General features: G+C 48.9%; 13 protein-coding genes and 1 other RNA gene (1 of these 14 running past the window's edge). 11 read left to right on the forward strand and 3 right to left on the reverse strand.

The window, feature by feature from the left end:
* The first annotated feature begins 114 nt into the window (after positions 1-114).
* A complete protein-coding gene (locus EDC32_RS10395) occupies positions 115-1,977 on the forward strand; it encodes a clostripain-related cysteine peptidase (protein WP_132221973.1) in 1,863 nt (620 codons plus the stop codon).
* A gap of 766 nt (positions 1,978-2,743) precedes the next feature.
* Here the strand turns inward: EDC32_RS10395 and thrB are convergent.
* Entirely contained in the window at positions 2,744-3,664 is a 921-nt protein-coding gene (thrB, locus tag EDC32_RS10400; protein ID WP_132221975.1) for a homoserine kinase, read from the reverse strand.
* A complete protein-coding gene (gene thrC, locus EDC32_RS10405) occupies positions 3,661-4,728 on the reverse strand; it encodes a threonine synthase (protein WP_132221977.1) in 1,068 nt (355 codons plus the stop codon). The genes thrB and thrC overlap by 4 nt, the downstream gene beginning before the upstream one ends.
* A 528-nt stretch (positions 4,729-5,256) precedes the next feature.
* Between thrC and EDC32_RS10410 the strand changes: the two genes are divergently transcribed.
* Both EDC32_RS10410 and EDC32_RS10415 read left to right on the forward strand, forming a co-directional pair.
* Complete coding sequence (locus EDC32_RS10410; protein ID WP_132221979.1) at positions 5,257-5,943, forward strand: HD domain-containing protein; 687 nt, start codon at positions 5,257-5,259, stop codon at positions 5,941-5,943.
* A 39-nt stretch (positions 5,944-5,982) separates the two neighbouring features.
* Positions 5,983-6,630: a hypothetical protein gene (locus tag EDC32_RS10415; protein ID WP_132221981.1), complete on the forward strand. Its 648-nt coding sequence runs from the start codon at positions 5,983-5,985 to the stop codon at positions 6,628-6,630.
* 21 nt (positions 6,631-6,651) lie between these two features.
* Here the strand turns inward: EDC32_RS10415 and EDC32_RS16750 are convergent, their stop codons facing one another.
* The gene (locus EDC32_RS16750) at positions 6,652-6,786 is read right to left on the reverse strand and encodes a hypothetical protein (RefSeq protein ID WP_259436099.1); all 135 of its coding nucleotides are present in this window, start codon (positions 6,784-6,786) and stop codon (positions 6,652-6,654) included.
* Positions 6,787-7,043: 257 nt separating this feature from the next.
* Between EDC32_RS16750 and EDC32_RS10420 the strand changes: the two genes are divergently transcribed.
* From EDC32_RS10420 to EDC32_RS10455, 8 genes are all read left to right on the forward strand, one after another.
* Positions 7,044-8,351 carry an ArsB/NhaD family transporter gene (locus EDC32_RS10420; protein WP_132221983.1) on the forward strand — a complete coding sequence of 436 codons (1,308 nt, stop codon included), beginning with the start codon at positions 7,044-7,046 and terminating at the stop codon, positions 8,349-8,351.
* A gap of 129 nt (positions 8,352-8,480) precedes the next feature.
* The gene (locus EDC32_RS10425) at positions 8,481-8,768 is read left to right on the forward strand and encodes a hypothetical protein (protein WP_132221985.1); all 288 of its coding nucleotides are present in this window, start codon (positions 8,481-8,483) and stop codon (positions 8,766-8,768) included.
* A 182-nt stretch (positions 8,769-8,950) separates the two neighbouring features.
* Positions 8,951-9,217: signal recognition particle sRNA large type (gene ffs, locus EDC32_RS10430), an RNA gene on the forward strand.
* 408 nt (positions 9,218-9,625) lie between these two features.
* Positions 9,626-10,744, forward strand: a complete 1,119-nt coding sequence (locus tag EDC32_RS10435; RefSeq protein WP_158283333.1) for a two-component system sensor histidine kinase NtrB — start codon at positions 9,626-9,628, stop codon at positions 10,742-10,744.
* Between the two features lie 207 nt (positions 10,745-10,951).
* A complete protein-coding gene (gene dnaX, locus EDC32_RS10440) occupies positions 10,952-12,646 on the forward strand; it encodes a DNA polymerase III subunit gamma/tau (protein WP_132222066.1) in 1,695 nt (564 codons plus the stop codon).
* A gap of 22 nt (positions 12,647-12,668) precedes the next feature.
* Complete coding sequence (locus EDC32_RS10445; RefSeq protein WP_132222068.1) at positions 12,669-12,983, forward strand: YbaB/EbfC family nucleoid-associated protein; 315 nt, start codon at positions 12,669-12,671, stop codon at positions 12,981-12,983.
* A 22-nt stretch (positions 12,984-13,005) separates the two neighbouring features.
* Positions 13,006-13,602, forward strand: coding sequence for a recombination mediator RecR (gene recR / locus EDC32_RS10450; RefSeq protein ID WP_022735706.1), 597 nt, complete (start codon positions 13,006-13,008; stop codon positions 13,600-13,602).
* A 97-nt stretch (positions 13,603-13,699) separates the two neighbouring features.
* Positions 13,700-14,438, forward strand: the 5' portion of a protein-coding gene (locus EDC32_RS10455) for a CPBP family intramembrane glutamic endopeptidase (RefSeq protein ID WP_246026929.1). 242 nt of this gene lie beyond the right edge of the window; only the first 739 of its 981 coding nucleotides appear in the window; the start codon lies at positions 13,700-13,702; its stop codon lies beyond the right edge, outside the window.

Consider the following 14,438-nt stretch of genomic DNA (forward strand, 5'->3'; position numbering starts at 1 on the left):
CAACAGTTTCTATAAGCATTAGAAAAAGTTTTGTAATATGTAATGAATATAATGGGTTGGTTACGCAAGGAGGGCAAACTGCCCACATTTAGATAGATATGGGAGGGAAGCCTAGTGCAGTTTATCGGCTGGGCATTGAGCTTGATCTTGATTTCAACCGCGTTATCGCCTGTGCCGCAACAAACGTATGCAGCGGGAAAGGATGACTACACCCTGATGGTGTACATGGTGGGGTCTGACTTGGAAAGTGGTAGCGGTTTTGCAAGCAAAGATCTGCAGGAAATGATGAAAGTCGGATCGACACAAAAAACTAACGTGATCGTAGAAACCGGAGGTTCCAACCAATGGAGACAAAAGGGGATCAGCAATAAATACAATCAACGTTGGTTAGTCAACAAAGGGAAGCTTCAACTCTTAAAGAAATTGGAAAATCGGGACATGGGGAAATCGAGCACATTGAGCGATTTTATTACATGGACGGTAAAAAATTATCCAGCTAAAAAGTACGCCATCGTCTTTTGGAACCACGGTTCAGGAGCGGTGCAGGGGTATGGTGCGGATGAATTGCACAATTACAACGCGCTGAGGCTGAACGAATTGCGACAGGCATTTGAGACCGCCCGCAAAAAAACAAATGTCCAATTTGACTTGATCGGATTTGATGCTTGCCTGATGGCCAGCTTGGAAATCGGTCAATTGCTACAGCCGTATGGAAAATATTTGGTTGCTTCTGAAGAGTTGGAACCGGGCCATGGCTGGAACTATACTCCCATTGCTAATGCCATTGCAAAAAATGGTGCCATCACTGGGGACCGATTGGGAAAAGTGATCTTGGACGGCTTTAAAAAGCAGGCGCAAGCAGAAGAGACGGTGGAAGATATCACTTTATCAGTGGTTGATTTGGCCAAGCTAAACCCGGTGGTCACTGCGTTCAGAGACTTGGTAAAAGCGATGAATGCAGATGTTGGGAAAGTGGAGCAAGTGAAATGGATCGCAAAGCAACGTTACATCACTGAGGACTATGGGGATGTGGGAGGAGAGGGCAGTTCTGATATGGCTGACTTGGCCGATCTGGCGGCTAATTTGTCCGCGCGGTATCCGAAACAATCGGCTGCGGTGGCCAAGGCTATCAAGAATGCGGTGAAGCATAACCTCAACAGTCCGGGAAATGCCAAAGCTAAAGGCATTTCCATCTATTTTCCGTCCAAAGACAAGACACATTTCAAACGCAATCTGAATATATATGACAAATATGACATCAATCCCACTTATGAGACGTTCTTAGGCTCTTACATCAACCACTTGTTGAAAAAGAAGAGTGGTATCAAATTCAACAACGCCACCCCGCGGGCTAAGAAAGAGGTGTCTCCGGCCGGGTATGGGCCCACAGTGGAAGTAAAAGTAAACCAAGAGCAAGCCACTTCCATTGTGGATGTGCGGGGTGTGCTGAGCCTAGCGGTGTCAGGTGCAAAAGACAAAGTGCGCCTTTTGGGGATCCAGGGAGATCAAGTTGGGTTGGATGACAAATCAGGAACCATCCGTGGGCGCTGGGCGAATGCTTGGCCTACGCTGGGTGGGGAGTATGTGCCCATGAAAGAGTTGAATAAACAAGGAAACTATGTCATTTATGCGATTCCGGCCGAATTGAACGATGAGGACATGGAGCTGATTGTTCTGTTTAACCAATCGGGACAATCATATGAAGTGTTGGGTGGATGGCGCGGCATTGACGCGGAAACAGGCGTGGCCGACCGCAATTTGACCCCCATCCAATCAGGAGACAAGTTGACCCTCATGTATCTAGAATATGATAAGAAGACAGCCCAAACCAAAATGGTGGCAGGCAAAACATTTGTTGTGTCGCAAGGTTTGCAGGTGGAGACCAAGCCATTGCCCAAAGGGAAATACGCCTACGGGTTTTATCTCACTGATTACACGCAACAATCAGTTTTGTCCGATCTGACGCCAATCAAATAAGTGAGCGATGGAGATAAGCTCCCTGATAACCCAGGGAGCTTTTTATATGGTTATAAGTGATCATCGCGTGATTTGGGTAGTGGCCCAATTGACTTTACATTAAGTAATCGGTCCAAGCCTATTTATCCCTCGCCCATGGCACGTTGCCCCATCTATCCCTTGATACTTAGGGGATAAAACCGGGTGTTGCCTTTATTTCTGCCACCCAAAATATGGAGGGATATTTCCTGTTTAATTTACCTTATTAAGGTATCAATGTATTATTTTCGGCACCTTTCATCCTCATTTGCTCGTTTTTCAGGGTTAATAAGCACAATAAAACACCAAATAACAATCATAAAAATATACATATTATTTAGTTATTTTATCAAATAGTATACTTTTCATATTTTAAGTTGATAGTTTTGTCATCAAAATGGGGAGATCAAGTTGGAGACGAACCCATCGCGAGCGATATGAAGCGGGTAACGTTCTTAATTTATATGGTTTTTGTAGAGATAATTCAGATGAGATTTTCTCAGGTGGTGAGTTCGCCTCAGGGTGGGTATTCAGTTGAAGTTCGTGATGTATTTAAAAATTAATTTTATTATTAAATAGCATATTTTATCCAAGGTGCTTTATAGAAGTGATGGAAATTCATTTCTTAAAGTGTGTATTTTTCCTTATCAAAGCAGAATGTTGAAAAAGCCACGGATGTTAAGTATCCGTGGCGTCATGATTTAGATGTGTGTAGTGAGGGTTGTTGGGCGGCAATGCCGCTATGTGGTTAAAAAGGTGTCTGATCAAGTTGCCGCGCCTGGGCACCGGAAAGGCACGGAGACAGCTCGACGAGGTCGATTGCGATGCCCAGTTTTTCATATAAGCGCCGGAAGTAGGATGCCGCTTGTTGGACGTTTTCGCAGGCGGCCAAGAGTGTTGGCCCGGCACCGCTCAAGGCCACGCCATACGCCCCGTGATGCCGTGCTTCTGCAATCGCTTCTTGCAATCCAGGCACGAGCGGAAGCCGATAAGGCTGATGAAACAAATCATTCATCGCTACGGAAAGGAATTCCCATCGTTTTTGTAACAAGGCGGCTACCAGCAGATTGGCCCGGCTACTTGATAGGATGGCATCTTCTTTGGAATAGGACTCAGGCAACACGCGGCGAGCCTGTTCGGTGAAGAGCATTTGTTGCGGGATGACGGCTAAAAACGGCAAATCAGGGGGAGGGCAAGGGAGGATGTGAGCCTGTTCTTCGTCCCAGGTGCCGACCACCATTCCACCGTAAAGGGAGGCCCCCACATTGTCGGGATGCCCCTCCCACCGTATGGCGCGTTGTAACAACTCCTGTTTGGACCACTTTTCACCTAACATCCGGTTGGCGGCCAGGTAAGCGCCGACGATGGCTGCCGCGCTACTGCCGAGTCCCCGTGCCAAAGGGATTTCGTTTTCGATCTCCAATGTGAAGGGGGGAAGTTCTGTCTGGGCTTCCGCAAATGCCTGTTTCATCACGTTGATGATCAGGTTGTTCTCATCCAGGGGAATATCCTTTCCTGCTCCGGAGACGACACGAATGTGTAAGTGGGTGGCAGGCGAAAAACGCAAACGCAGATAACGATTAAACGCCAACCCGACTGAGTCGAACCCGGGACCTAGATTGGCGGTGCTACAAGGAACAGATACTTCAAAAGGAGCGAACGACATCATCGCGTAAGACCCCTCTCCATGACGACATGCTGAAGAATCGCTTCTTTGCTACAGGGGATGACTTCCAGTTTGACATCGAGTGATTCCAAGGCGGTGGTAGGATCTTTCAATCCATTTCCGGTCAAGACGCATACAACGGTAGATCCAGCGGGCAAGCAGTCTTGACGGTGTTGTTTTATCACCCCGGCAACGGAGGCGGCGGAAGCCGGTTCGCAAAACACTCCCTCCATGCGGGCGATCATACGGTAGGCGTCCAAGATTTCCTCATCTGTCACACTGCCGATCAATCCTTTGGATTCTGTTGCGGCGGCCACGGCTGTTTGCCAGCTGGCGGGATTGCCGATACGGATGGCGGTAGCGATGGTTTCCGGATCTTCAATCGGCACTCCACGCACGATCGCGGCGGAACCTTCGGCTTCAAAGCCCCACATGTTAGGCAGATGTTGGATGCGACGCGCTTGGGCGTATTCGTTAAAGCCTTTCCAGTATGCGGTGATGTTGCCGGCGTTGCCAACCGGGATGGCCAAGATGTCCGGGGCTTGTCCCAGTTGGTCGCACACTTCAAAAGCAGCCGTTTTTTGCCCTTCGATGCGATAAGGGTTGATGGAATTCACCAAGGTGATGGGATATTCATCAGTAATTTCGCGCACAAGCTCCAACGCCTGATCAAAATTTCCTTCCATCGCCAACACTTTGGCTCCGTACATGACAGCTTGGGATAGTTTCCCTAAGGCAATATGTTGATGGGGAACCACAACGTAACAGTCAAGCCCCAACTTAGCGGCATAGGCAGCGGCCGAAGCGGATGTGTTGCCGGTAGAGGCGCACATGACTGCCTGACTCCCTTCTTCTTTGGCCTTGGCTATGGCCAGAACCATGCCGCGGTCTTTAAACGAACCGGTGGGATTGGCCCCTTCAAATTTAAGGTACAGTTGAACACCGAGTTCCTGGGAGAGTCGGGCCGCGTGATAAAGCGGGGTTTCCCCTTCATATAAAGTCAAAGCGGGCGTCTGCTCTGTGACTGGCAAAAACGGACGGTATTTTTCCAAGATTCCTTGTCTCATTGCATCGATCCCCTTTTTTGATTGTGATCTGGTTGACATGGGCGATGTGACAATGTTCTTCTAGAAAATACATATGTTCATTCGTTGCGAACATTTTACCTTTGCTTGCATACTTCTTCAAGATATTTTTTGATAAAGATTTGTTGTGTTGTTGTTGCGTTTGGGGATAGGATAAGCAGCTTTTTATATTTGGGAACGTGTTACAAATAAGCGGGGAAGGAGTGCAACTTAGACCGGTTGAAAGGAGTCATATGAGGAAAGGGATAAATATCTGTTAGTAATTAGAAGTATGCGGAATAGAAATGGAATAAAGACTTATTGAATGAACAGGCAGAATTAGGGTTTTTACTGGGAAAATAGGGATGGTTTAGTGAGTGATTCCACATTAGGGTGTAAACTGGGCACAATATATTGTGGATAATGTGGATAAGTATGTGGATATGTTGATTGAGCTGGGGATAAAGTTATGTTGTTTGTGGATGAATTTATTCTTTAAAGAACAAAACCTTCGGCTGGGGGGCAGGGAACATGGAGTCGGACGCAATCATTGAAAAAACGGTTGACTATGTGAAGGAAACACTGCGGCAACAAGAGGGAAGCCATGATTGGTTTCATATTGAACGGGTGTGGAAAAATGCGATCCGGTTGGGAAAGGCGGAACAGGCGGACATGTTGGTGGTTCAGTTGGCGGCACTGTTGCATGATATCGCTGACCACAAGTTTCACGGTGGAGATGAAACAGTGGGGCCCCGTATGGCTGAGGAATGGCTGACTGGATTAGGTGTGGATGAGGAAGTAGTAAGGCACGTTTCGCAGATCATCGCTGATCTCTCTTTTAAAGGTGCTCATGTTCAAACGGAGATGAAAACCAAAGAGGGCATGGTTGTCCAAGACGCGGATCGGTTGGATGCCATTGGGGCTATTGGGATCGCCCGCGCTTTCGCTTATGGGGGGTACAAGGGACAACCCCTGTATGATCCGGAGATCCAGCCGACACTCCATGCCTCGTTCGCGGAATACAAACAGGCTCAAAGCACATCAGTCAACCATTTTTATGAGAAACTCCTGCTGTTGAAAGACCGGATGAATACGGAAACGGGAAGGAAGTTGGCTGAAGAGCGCCATGCGTTTATGGAACGGTTTTTGGAGGAATTACAACTGGAATGCGGAGTGTCTTTCGTTCAGCCGAAGAGCGAAAGATCAGGCTTGGTTTGATGAAACGGGCCGCACGTCGGCCGATCGGGAGGGATCACCTTGAAAAAAGCGGTTTTGTTTTGGAGTGCAGGCATATGCGCTGTCGGGCTGTTGCTGTGGTGGGGGAATGAAGCGTTGCGTCCCTCGAAGCGGGGAATTACTATCATGGCGGAACCGATTGTAGCACAAACTCTGAAACAGATGACTCAGGATGCCGCCCTGATCGTGGTAGCAGTGCATCAAGGCGAGGTGGAGCGGCCATCGACTGGTTCTTCCATGCAGACCAAAGTATTTTCGTTTGAGGTTCGGGATACATTGAAGGGGGATGCGCCGGATAACATTTATGTGCGCGTGCCTTATCGCCATGTCGAGACATTGAGTGTGGATGGGGAAAAAGTGCAGGTGGCGCTGAAAAGACCGAAGTACATCGCACCCAAGACTGGCGAATCGATGGTATTGTTTTTGTCCCGGCGCGATGCTGACGGAACTTACTTACCGGCTTTTCAACCATTCATGATTGCACGGGATGGGCGAGGAGTGGCAAATCTTATGATCGGCAGAAACAACCAGTCCACTGTAGAGCTTTCAGATGGCACCCGTGTGACATTAAAAGAAGAGGTGCAGATTAAGGATGAGATAACGGGCCGATCCTTTGCAGAAGTGATCGAGGAGATTGAACAGTTGACAAAAAAACAGCCTGGTTCATAAAAACCAAGCCGTTTTTTGTCTTTAATCATCAAATTCTACTTCGAGCTCGAGGCCGTCTTCGTTTAGTTCCAACTCCACTTCGACACCGCCGATTTCAATTTCCAACTCGTTCTCATCCACTTCAATTTCAACATCGAACGGTTCAAATAAGCTCATCTTGTCGGCTCCTTCATCGTTGGAATTTGATACACTTCTATTATAGGTGATCAGTAGGGCGAGAGAAGAGGAGAATATTTAAAAATAAGCGAAAAGAAGCAGGCGGCGTATGACGGATATTACGCTACCAGTGAACGGTGATAATTTACGGCGTTAGGCTGTCCTAGTATAATAGGAAAAGAAATGAAACCATACTAATAGGGAGCCCTTCGGCCTGGGCTCCCTATTAGTATGAACAAGAGGGGGAGAGAAACGATATGAGCCCAGCGGTGATAGCGGTTACGGTCTTTTTAATTGTTTATGCATTTATTATCACTGAAAAATTGAATCGGGCTGTTGTGGCCTTGCTTGGTGCTTCTGCCGTCATTGTGTTGGGGATCTTGGACACGGAAAAAGCGTTTCACGAGTACATCGACTGGGAGACGATCATCCTTTTGATCGGGATGATGATCTTAGTGGGGATTATCAATAAAACGGGGATATTCCAATATCTCGCCGTGAAAACCGCTAAGCTGTCTGGAGGCAATCCGGTGCGCATCATGATTATGCTGTCGGCACTTACGGCGCTATTGTCAGCCTTTTTGGACAATGTGACCACCGTGCTGTTGATTGTTCCGGTGACGTTCTCCATCACTCGCATGCTGAAAGTGGATGTGATTCCCTTTTTAATCATGGAAGCGGTTGCGTCCAATATCGGGGGTACCGCTACGTTGATCGGCGATCCGCCCAACATCATTATCGGCTCTGCCAACAAGCATTTGACCTTCAATGATTTTCTGTTGAACTTGGCGCCGGTCGTGATCGTGATCATGGCGGTGGTGCTGTTGCTGGTGTACCTGATTTACCGTCGCCGGATGAAGGTAGATCAAGCGATGGTGACTGAGTTGATGAAATTGGATGAGAAGGCTTACATCACGGATCAGAAGTTGTTGACCAAATCCCTGATCGTGCTGGGCTTGACCATTTTGGGGTTTGTGCTTCACTCGGTCATTCACATCGAGGCGGCTGTGGTGGCTATGACTGGTGCCACGCTGTTGTTGCTGATCAGTGTGAAAGATGAAGATGTAGAAAAGGTGTTTGAATACGTGGAATGGCCCACCATCTTCTTCTTCGCTGGATTGTTTGTGCTGGTGGGAAGCTTGCAAGAAGTGGGTGTGATCAAGTTATTGGCTACCGAACTCTTGCGAGTGACTGGCGGAGATGTGTCGGTTGCCTCAGTGTTGATCTTATGGGTATCTGGTATTGCTTCCGCTTTTGTTGACAACATTCCGTTTGTGGCTACGATGATTCCGCTTATTCAAGATATGATTTCTGGTCTTGGATTTGCCATCGACGGTCCGCAAGCTGACGCCTTGTGGTGGTCTTTGTCCTTGGGTGCTTGTCTTGGTGGGAACGGAACGATTATCGGCGCTTCCGCCAACGTGGTGGTGGCGGGCCTTGCCGCTAGGGAAAAACAGGGTTTCAGCTTCTGGCAGTTTATGAAAATGGGTATGCCCATCATGTTGCTTTCCTTGGCTATTTCGCATCTGTATATCTATTTGCGTTACCTGATCCATTTTCAATAAGCCAAAACCGGTTTTAATTCGTTCGCAAACGGAAAATCCCGTACCTGGGCAAGTTGTGGTAAAATGCACGAATACAGGAAAATGTGGCGCCGGCACAATCCTTCGGCGGCTCAAGGGAGGATAAGAACAATGGAAGAGCGCAAAGCACGTGTTCGGGAACAGGCCAAGCAGTACCATGCTCAATTTAAAGGGCGACTCGATATGGAAGAGTATGCGGTAAATACGCAAGCTCGTTGCGAATTTTGCGATAAAAATGTGAAGCCGTGGGAGATCCGGATTGTGGCCGCGTCAGAAAAAGAACGATGGGCATGCCAGCCGTGCGTCGACCGAGAAGGTCTCACGCTTTCAAACAGCGATCAAGCGATCCAGTTCGAGGCAATCCGATTGGCCACCAAGTGGATTAGCATCCGGGGTTAAAAGTGTTTTTTCGTCACTTCAACCCACCAACTTGATGCATCAGAACGCTCTAATAGTAATTGCAAAATAAAAACAGCGCAATCAAGATTGATTCTATATACTTGAATTATATATTCGTTGTATTTCAGTAAAATATATCCACCCGTTGCGATGTCAAGGCTCCTTGTGTTATGATAGAAACACCGCGCTAGATGGGGAGCTGGCGGTGCCCTGTAACCCGTAATCCGCCTTAACGGGGTTGAATTCCTATCTGAGGCGCATCTTGTGCGAGGTCTGGTCTGGATGATCAGTGTTGATAATTGGGTCCTACGCAACGAGGCCTTCCGAACCGTGTCAGGTCCTGACGGAAGCAGCACTAAGGGAGAATCCTCGTGTGCCGTAGGGGTGCCTGGTTTGAGCTGATGATCCAGTGCCCGCTCGGGCTGGGTGCGTCAAGGATAGGTGCGCGGCTACATAAGATGACGATAAGTCCAAGTTCCATTTTGGAGCTTGGGCTTTTTTGCGCTTTCCACCCTTCTTCGGCAAAAGGCAAAAAAGACTGATTTTTTTGAAGGAAGAAAGTGGAAAATGGCGAATTAAAAAATATCACAATTTAGACAAAAAAGTTCCAACATAAAAAGTGTCAGCCAAATGGAGGTGACTCGTGCCGATCGGGGCTCGTCCTGTTTTTCTGATTTTCATGGAGAGCGGGGAACCTTCCCTTGTCGGAACGTTGCGCATCCGTTGGGATCGGCGGCGACCATGCTAAGTAGCTGGTCCGAGGCGAAATCTTTCGAGAGAACCGTGTTCACGTAGGAAGAAGTTCAAGAGAAGAAGGGAAGCGACGATGTGGCGGTGCGATTATGATTAATATGAACATGAAATCTTTAACAGACCATGCTGATCCATCTTGCCAGTACCTTACTTTTTATCCGATGATAACGGTTGAGCGCATGGCCGCCCAGATGATGGCGAACATTCATCTTGGGGTGATTGTGCTGGATGAATGCAGCCAAGTGTTGGAACTCAATCCTGCGGCCGCCAAGCTGTTGAGATTGGATCGGGCGCGGGTGGTTTATCGATCATTTGAGGAATTGGTTGCCCAGTTGGGCTTGCAGGCACAAGAAAAGGAGCAATTGACTTCATTTGTGTACTCAGCCTGGGACGGACAGGAGATGGACTGGGTGTGGCATGATGAAGGGGAGGAGCGGTACTTTACGTTGCGTATGCAAGCGCTCAAAGATTATGAGCAACGGTTGGCTGGCTATATGCTGGTGATTGAAGATGTGACCGCACTCCGATTGTTGGAATTGCAAGTTCGGCGCAACAGCCGTTTGGCCACCATTGGGCAAATCGCAGCCGGTACGGCTCACGAGATTCGCAATCCCTTGACCGCCATTAAAGGATTTCTGCAAGTGATCCGGCATAAGTTAAAAGACAGCGGCCAAGGCAAAGAATGCGGCTATATCGATATCATGTTGAAAGAGATTGGGCGGATCAGCAATCTCGTCGGTGAGATCCTGCTCTTGAGCAAACCCCGCCAAACGGATTTGCGGGCTGTGAATGTGATCAAAGTCTTGAGAGAGATATTGCCCATCATTAAAAATGAGGCCTTATTGCATAATATAGATGTTTCTTTTGAAAAAAGCGTCTCTGCTCTTCCTGTCGTCATCGCCGACGGAGAGATGCTAAAGCAGGTTTTTCTTAATTTGAGCAAAAACGCCATCGAAGCGATGAAACGGGGTGGAAAGCTAAGCATCCGTTTGGCTACGATGGCAGAGGAACGGCAATTGCGTGTGGAGATCATCGATTCGGGGCCGGGGATTCCCGAAGAGGTACAAGAGAAGATATTTGAGCCTTTTTTTACCACGAAAGAGAATGGCACGGGGTTGGGGCTGCCCATTTGCAGGCAAATCCTGATGGAGTTGGGCGGGACGATCGAGCCGGATTCCAACGAGTCAGGCACGACGATGCGCTTTTATTTGCCTCTGGCTTGATCTGTGACGCTGTCAGAAGCACGACCAATGCTGGCGTGCTGGTGACCCCTTCCTATCCTGCTGTTACGGTTGATGACTGAACCCACTTGACGGTGGGTTTTTGTTTTTCCGAAGATGCCTTGTCTTTTGGAAAAAAGAGAATCGGTGTAGTATGATAAAAAGGATCATCAGATTTTGCCCCACATGGGGAAGGCTGGAGTGTTGGGTGTGTCCTATCGGGCATTATATCGGGTATGGAGATCGCAACGTTTTGAAGACTTGGTTGGGCAAGAACATGTGACAAAAACGCTGAAAAACGCTTTGAAGGAAAAGCATCTTTCGCATGCTTACCTCTTCAATGGCCCACGGGGGACAGGGAAGACCAGTGCCGCCAGGATTTTGGCTAAAGCGGTTAACTGTGTGCACGGCCCAGCACCTGAACCGTGCAATGAGTGCGAGGCGTGCAAGCGGATCACCGAGGGCGCGATGATGGACGTGGTGGAGATTGACGCCGCTTCCAACCGTGGAGTGGAAGAAATCCGCGAATTGCGGGATAAAGTGAAATATGCCCCGACGGAAGTTCGATACAAGGTGTACATCATCGACGAGGTTCATATGTTGACGACAGAGGCGTTCAATGCCTTGTTGAAGACATTGGAAGAACCTCCAGCGCACGTCATTTTCATTTTAGCTACGACGGAACCGCACAAACTCCCTCCGACGATCATTTCCCGTTGCCAGCGTTTCTCTTTCCGCCGCATTTCTTTTGAGCTGATTGTCGCCCATATGAAAGTAATCTGTGAGTCGATGGGAGTGTCCTATGACGACACAGCCCTGTACGCAGTGGCGCGAGCGGCGGACGGCGGCATGCGCGATGCCTTGAGCTTATTGGATCAGGCCCTGGCTTTTGCTGAAAACCGTCTGGACGAACAAGCTGTTTTGGCTGTGACCGGAGCCGTTTCCAAAGAAATCATGTTGCGCATGCTCCAAGCAGTGGTAGACGGCTCCGTTTCGGAAGCGCTGAAGGCGTTGGATGAAGCCGTCACGGGCGGGATGGAGCCGGAGAAGCTGATTCAGGATTTGATTCAGGCGGTTCGGGATGTCATGCTGTTTAAAACGGCACCGCAGTTGGATGTTGTCAAATCAAGCCTGGGATACAGTGATTTGCTTCCCCGTTTGGGCCAACAGTTGTCCATAGACCGTTTGACGCAGATGTTGGATTTGTTGCTCCATTACCAGCAGCAGATGAAATGGGTCGCCCATCCCCGGGTTGTGCTGGAAATGGCGATGCTTCGCCTCAGCGATACGGGTAGGCAGGAGCAGAAAGCGGTTGCTTCGGCTCCACTTGCCCAATTGGAAGAGCGGATTCGTGAGTTGGAGCAAGCCTTGCGCACGTTGCAAACGGTTCCCCCCGCACCCGTTGAACGGGCAACGCCAGCTCCGGCAGCACATCCCAAACCTGCTGCCGCGGCCAAAAGCCAACCGCGGTTGACTGCTCTGACTGAACAGTGGGTCACTTTGCTGTCTTCTGAGAAACTGAAAGAAATCAAGCGCGCTTGGCCGGAAGTGTTGTACCGGGTCAAAGAAGAGAAAATCATGGTGCATGCCTGGCTGGTGGACGGCGAAGTAGTGGGGGCGACAAAAGACACGGTTGTGTTGGCTTTCCGTAGCAAGATCCATTGCGAGACGGTGGAAAATAAGCACAAAGATTTGATTCAGCAGGTAATGGCGCAAGTGTTTGGAACGCCAATGCGGTTGAAAACCATCATGATGCCGGAATGGCAGGAATTTGTGGCCCGCCATGGCAAACAACGGGAAACACAGCCGAATGAATCTGCGGAATCCGGCGGAGAAGATGATATTATTAAGAAGGCCATCGACTTGTTTGGTGAGCGATTGGTAAAGGTAATTGACCAAAACTAGTGTGGGAGGAACAGTCCTTATGATGCGAAACAACATGAATCAAATGATGAAACAAGTAAAAAAAATGCAACAGGAAATGGCTAAAGCGCAACAAGAACTGGAGCACAAAGAAGTTACCGGCACTGCAGGCGGCGGTGTGGTCAAAGTGACTGTGAACGGGCACAAACAGTTGCGGGGGATTGAAATCGCGCCGGAAGTGGTTGATCCCGATGACGTGGAAATGTTGCAAGATCTCATTACGGCCGCTTTTAATGATGCGATGAAGCAAGCTGACGAGTTGTTGGCGAAAGATCTGGGTAAGTTTACTGGTGGAATGAACATTCCCGGACTGTTTTAGTAAAAGCTAGGGGTGGCGAACGTTGTATGTGCCTGAACCAATATCAAAACTGATCGAAGGATTCATGCGGTTGCCGGGGATTGGCCCCAAAACAGCGCAGAGATTGGCGTTTTACGTATTGACGATGGAAGAGGATGACGTGTTGGATTTGGCCAAAGCCTTGGTTCGGGCCAAACGCGATCTGCATACTTGTTCGGTCTGCGGAAATATTACTGATCATGACCCATGCTATATATGTTCGGATAAACAGCGGGATCGGTCGGTCATTTGCGTGGTTCAGGACACCAAAGATTTGATGGCGATGGAACGCACGCGTGAGTTCAATGGGATGTACCATGTGTTGCATGGAGCGATTTCCCCCATCGAGGGAATCGGGCCCGAAGAATTAAAAATTCCTGAGTTGTTGAAGCGCTTGGAAGATGACAACGTGCAGGAATTGATCTTGGCGACCAACCCCAACATCGAGGGGGAAGCCACGGCCATGTATTTATCACGACTGATTAAGCCGTTTGGTTTAAAAGTGACGCGAATCGCGCATGGGTTGCCGGTTGGCGGCGATTTGGAGTATGCAGATGAGGTGACTCTGACCAAAGCTTTGGAAGGACGGCGTGAGGTTTAATCTGACAAGCCGATGCATATAGTAGAGCGACACTCTTTTTCAAAAAAGGGGGTCGCTCTTATTTTGTTAAAAAGCGGGTGAGTAGTGATTGAGTGAGATGATAAGAACGGGTTGGAGGCGATTAAACCAACTTCGTCTGGGAGCGGCCTGGCTGTTATGCGCTTCGTTTTTTCTCATGGTTCCTCTTGAATTTTCACTGCTGGATTGGCAGCGGACGCCGCACGGTACGTGGTTGATTGCACCGGTGGAACCCCTTTCTGCTGGGCAGATGGCGGTGCTTGCGGTGTGGGGAATCATTTTGATGGCTGGGAGCATGGTGTTTGTGTTGTGCGGCTGTCTATTCCGTTTTTCCCATGAGCGGAGGTTGCTGGGATCGGAGCTTGAAGCGAGGGATATTGTTTATTTTACGGCGTGGGTGCAAACCTTTCAGATCGCCTTGCCCCTGTTGCTTGTTTTGTTGCCCGAACAGGGGGAGACGGAAGCTTTGTCATTGTTGGCATCGTATTTTCCATTTATGTGGATATGTTTGGTGTCGCTATTTTTATTGCGGGGTAAATGGCGACAGATCGGTTGTGTCCCCGTGGATGCCGCCTTTTGGGTCAAGGTTCCCTTGGTCATCGTCGGATTGTATTTGTTTTTTGTGTTGGCGGTTGACCGCCATTTGACAGAATGGTTTGCTGATCTCTGCTCATTGGAACTGTCCTCGTGGCGTGAAGAAAGCATCAGCCGCGGTATAGAACAGGCGGGTCAAACGCATCCCGTCTTACTGCTTTTGCAGTGGATCACCATTGGGTTCATCGGGCCGATCGCGGAGGAAATCCTGTTTCGCGGGTATT

It is taken from the genome of Laceyella sacchari, from assembly GCF_004343255.1.
GTDB lineage: Bacteria > Bacillota > Bacilli > Thermoactinomycetales > Thermoactinomycetaceae > Laceyella > Laceyella sacchari.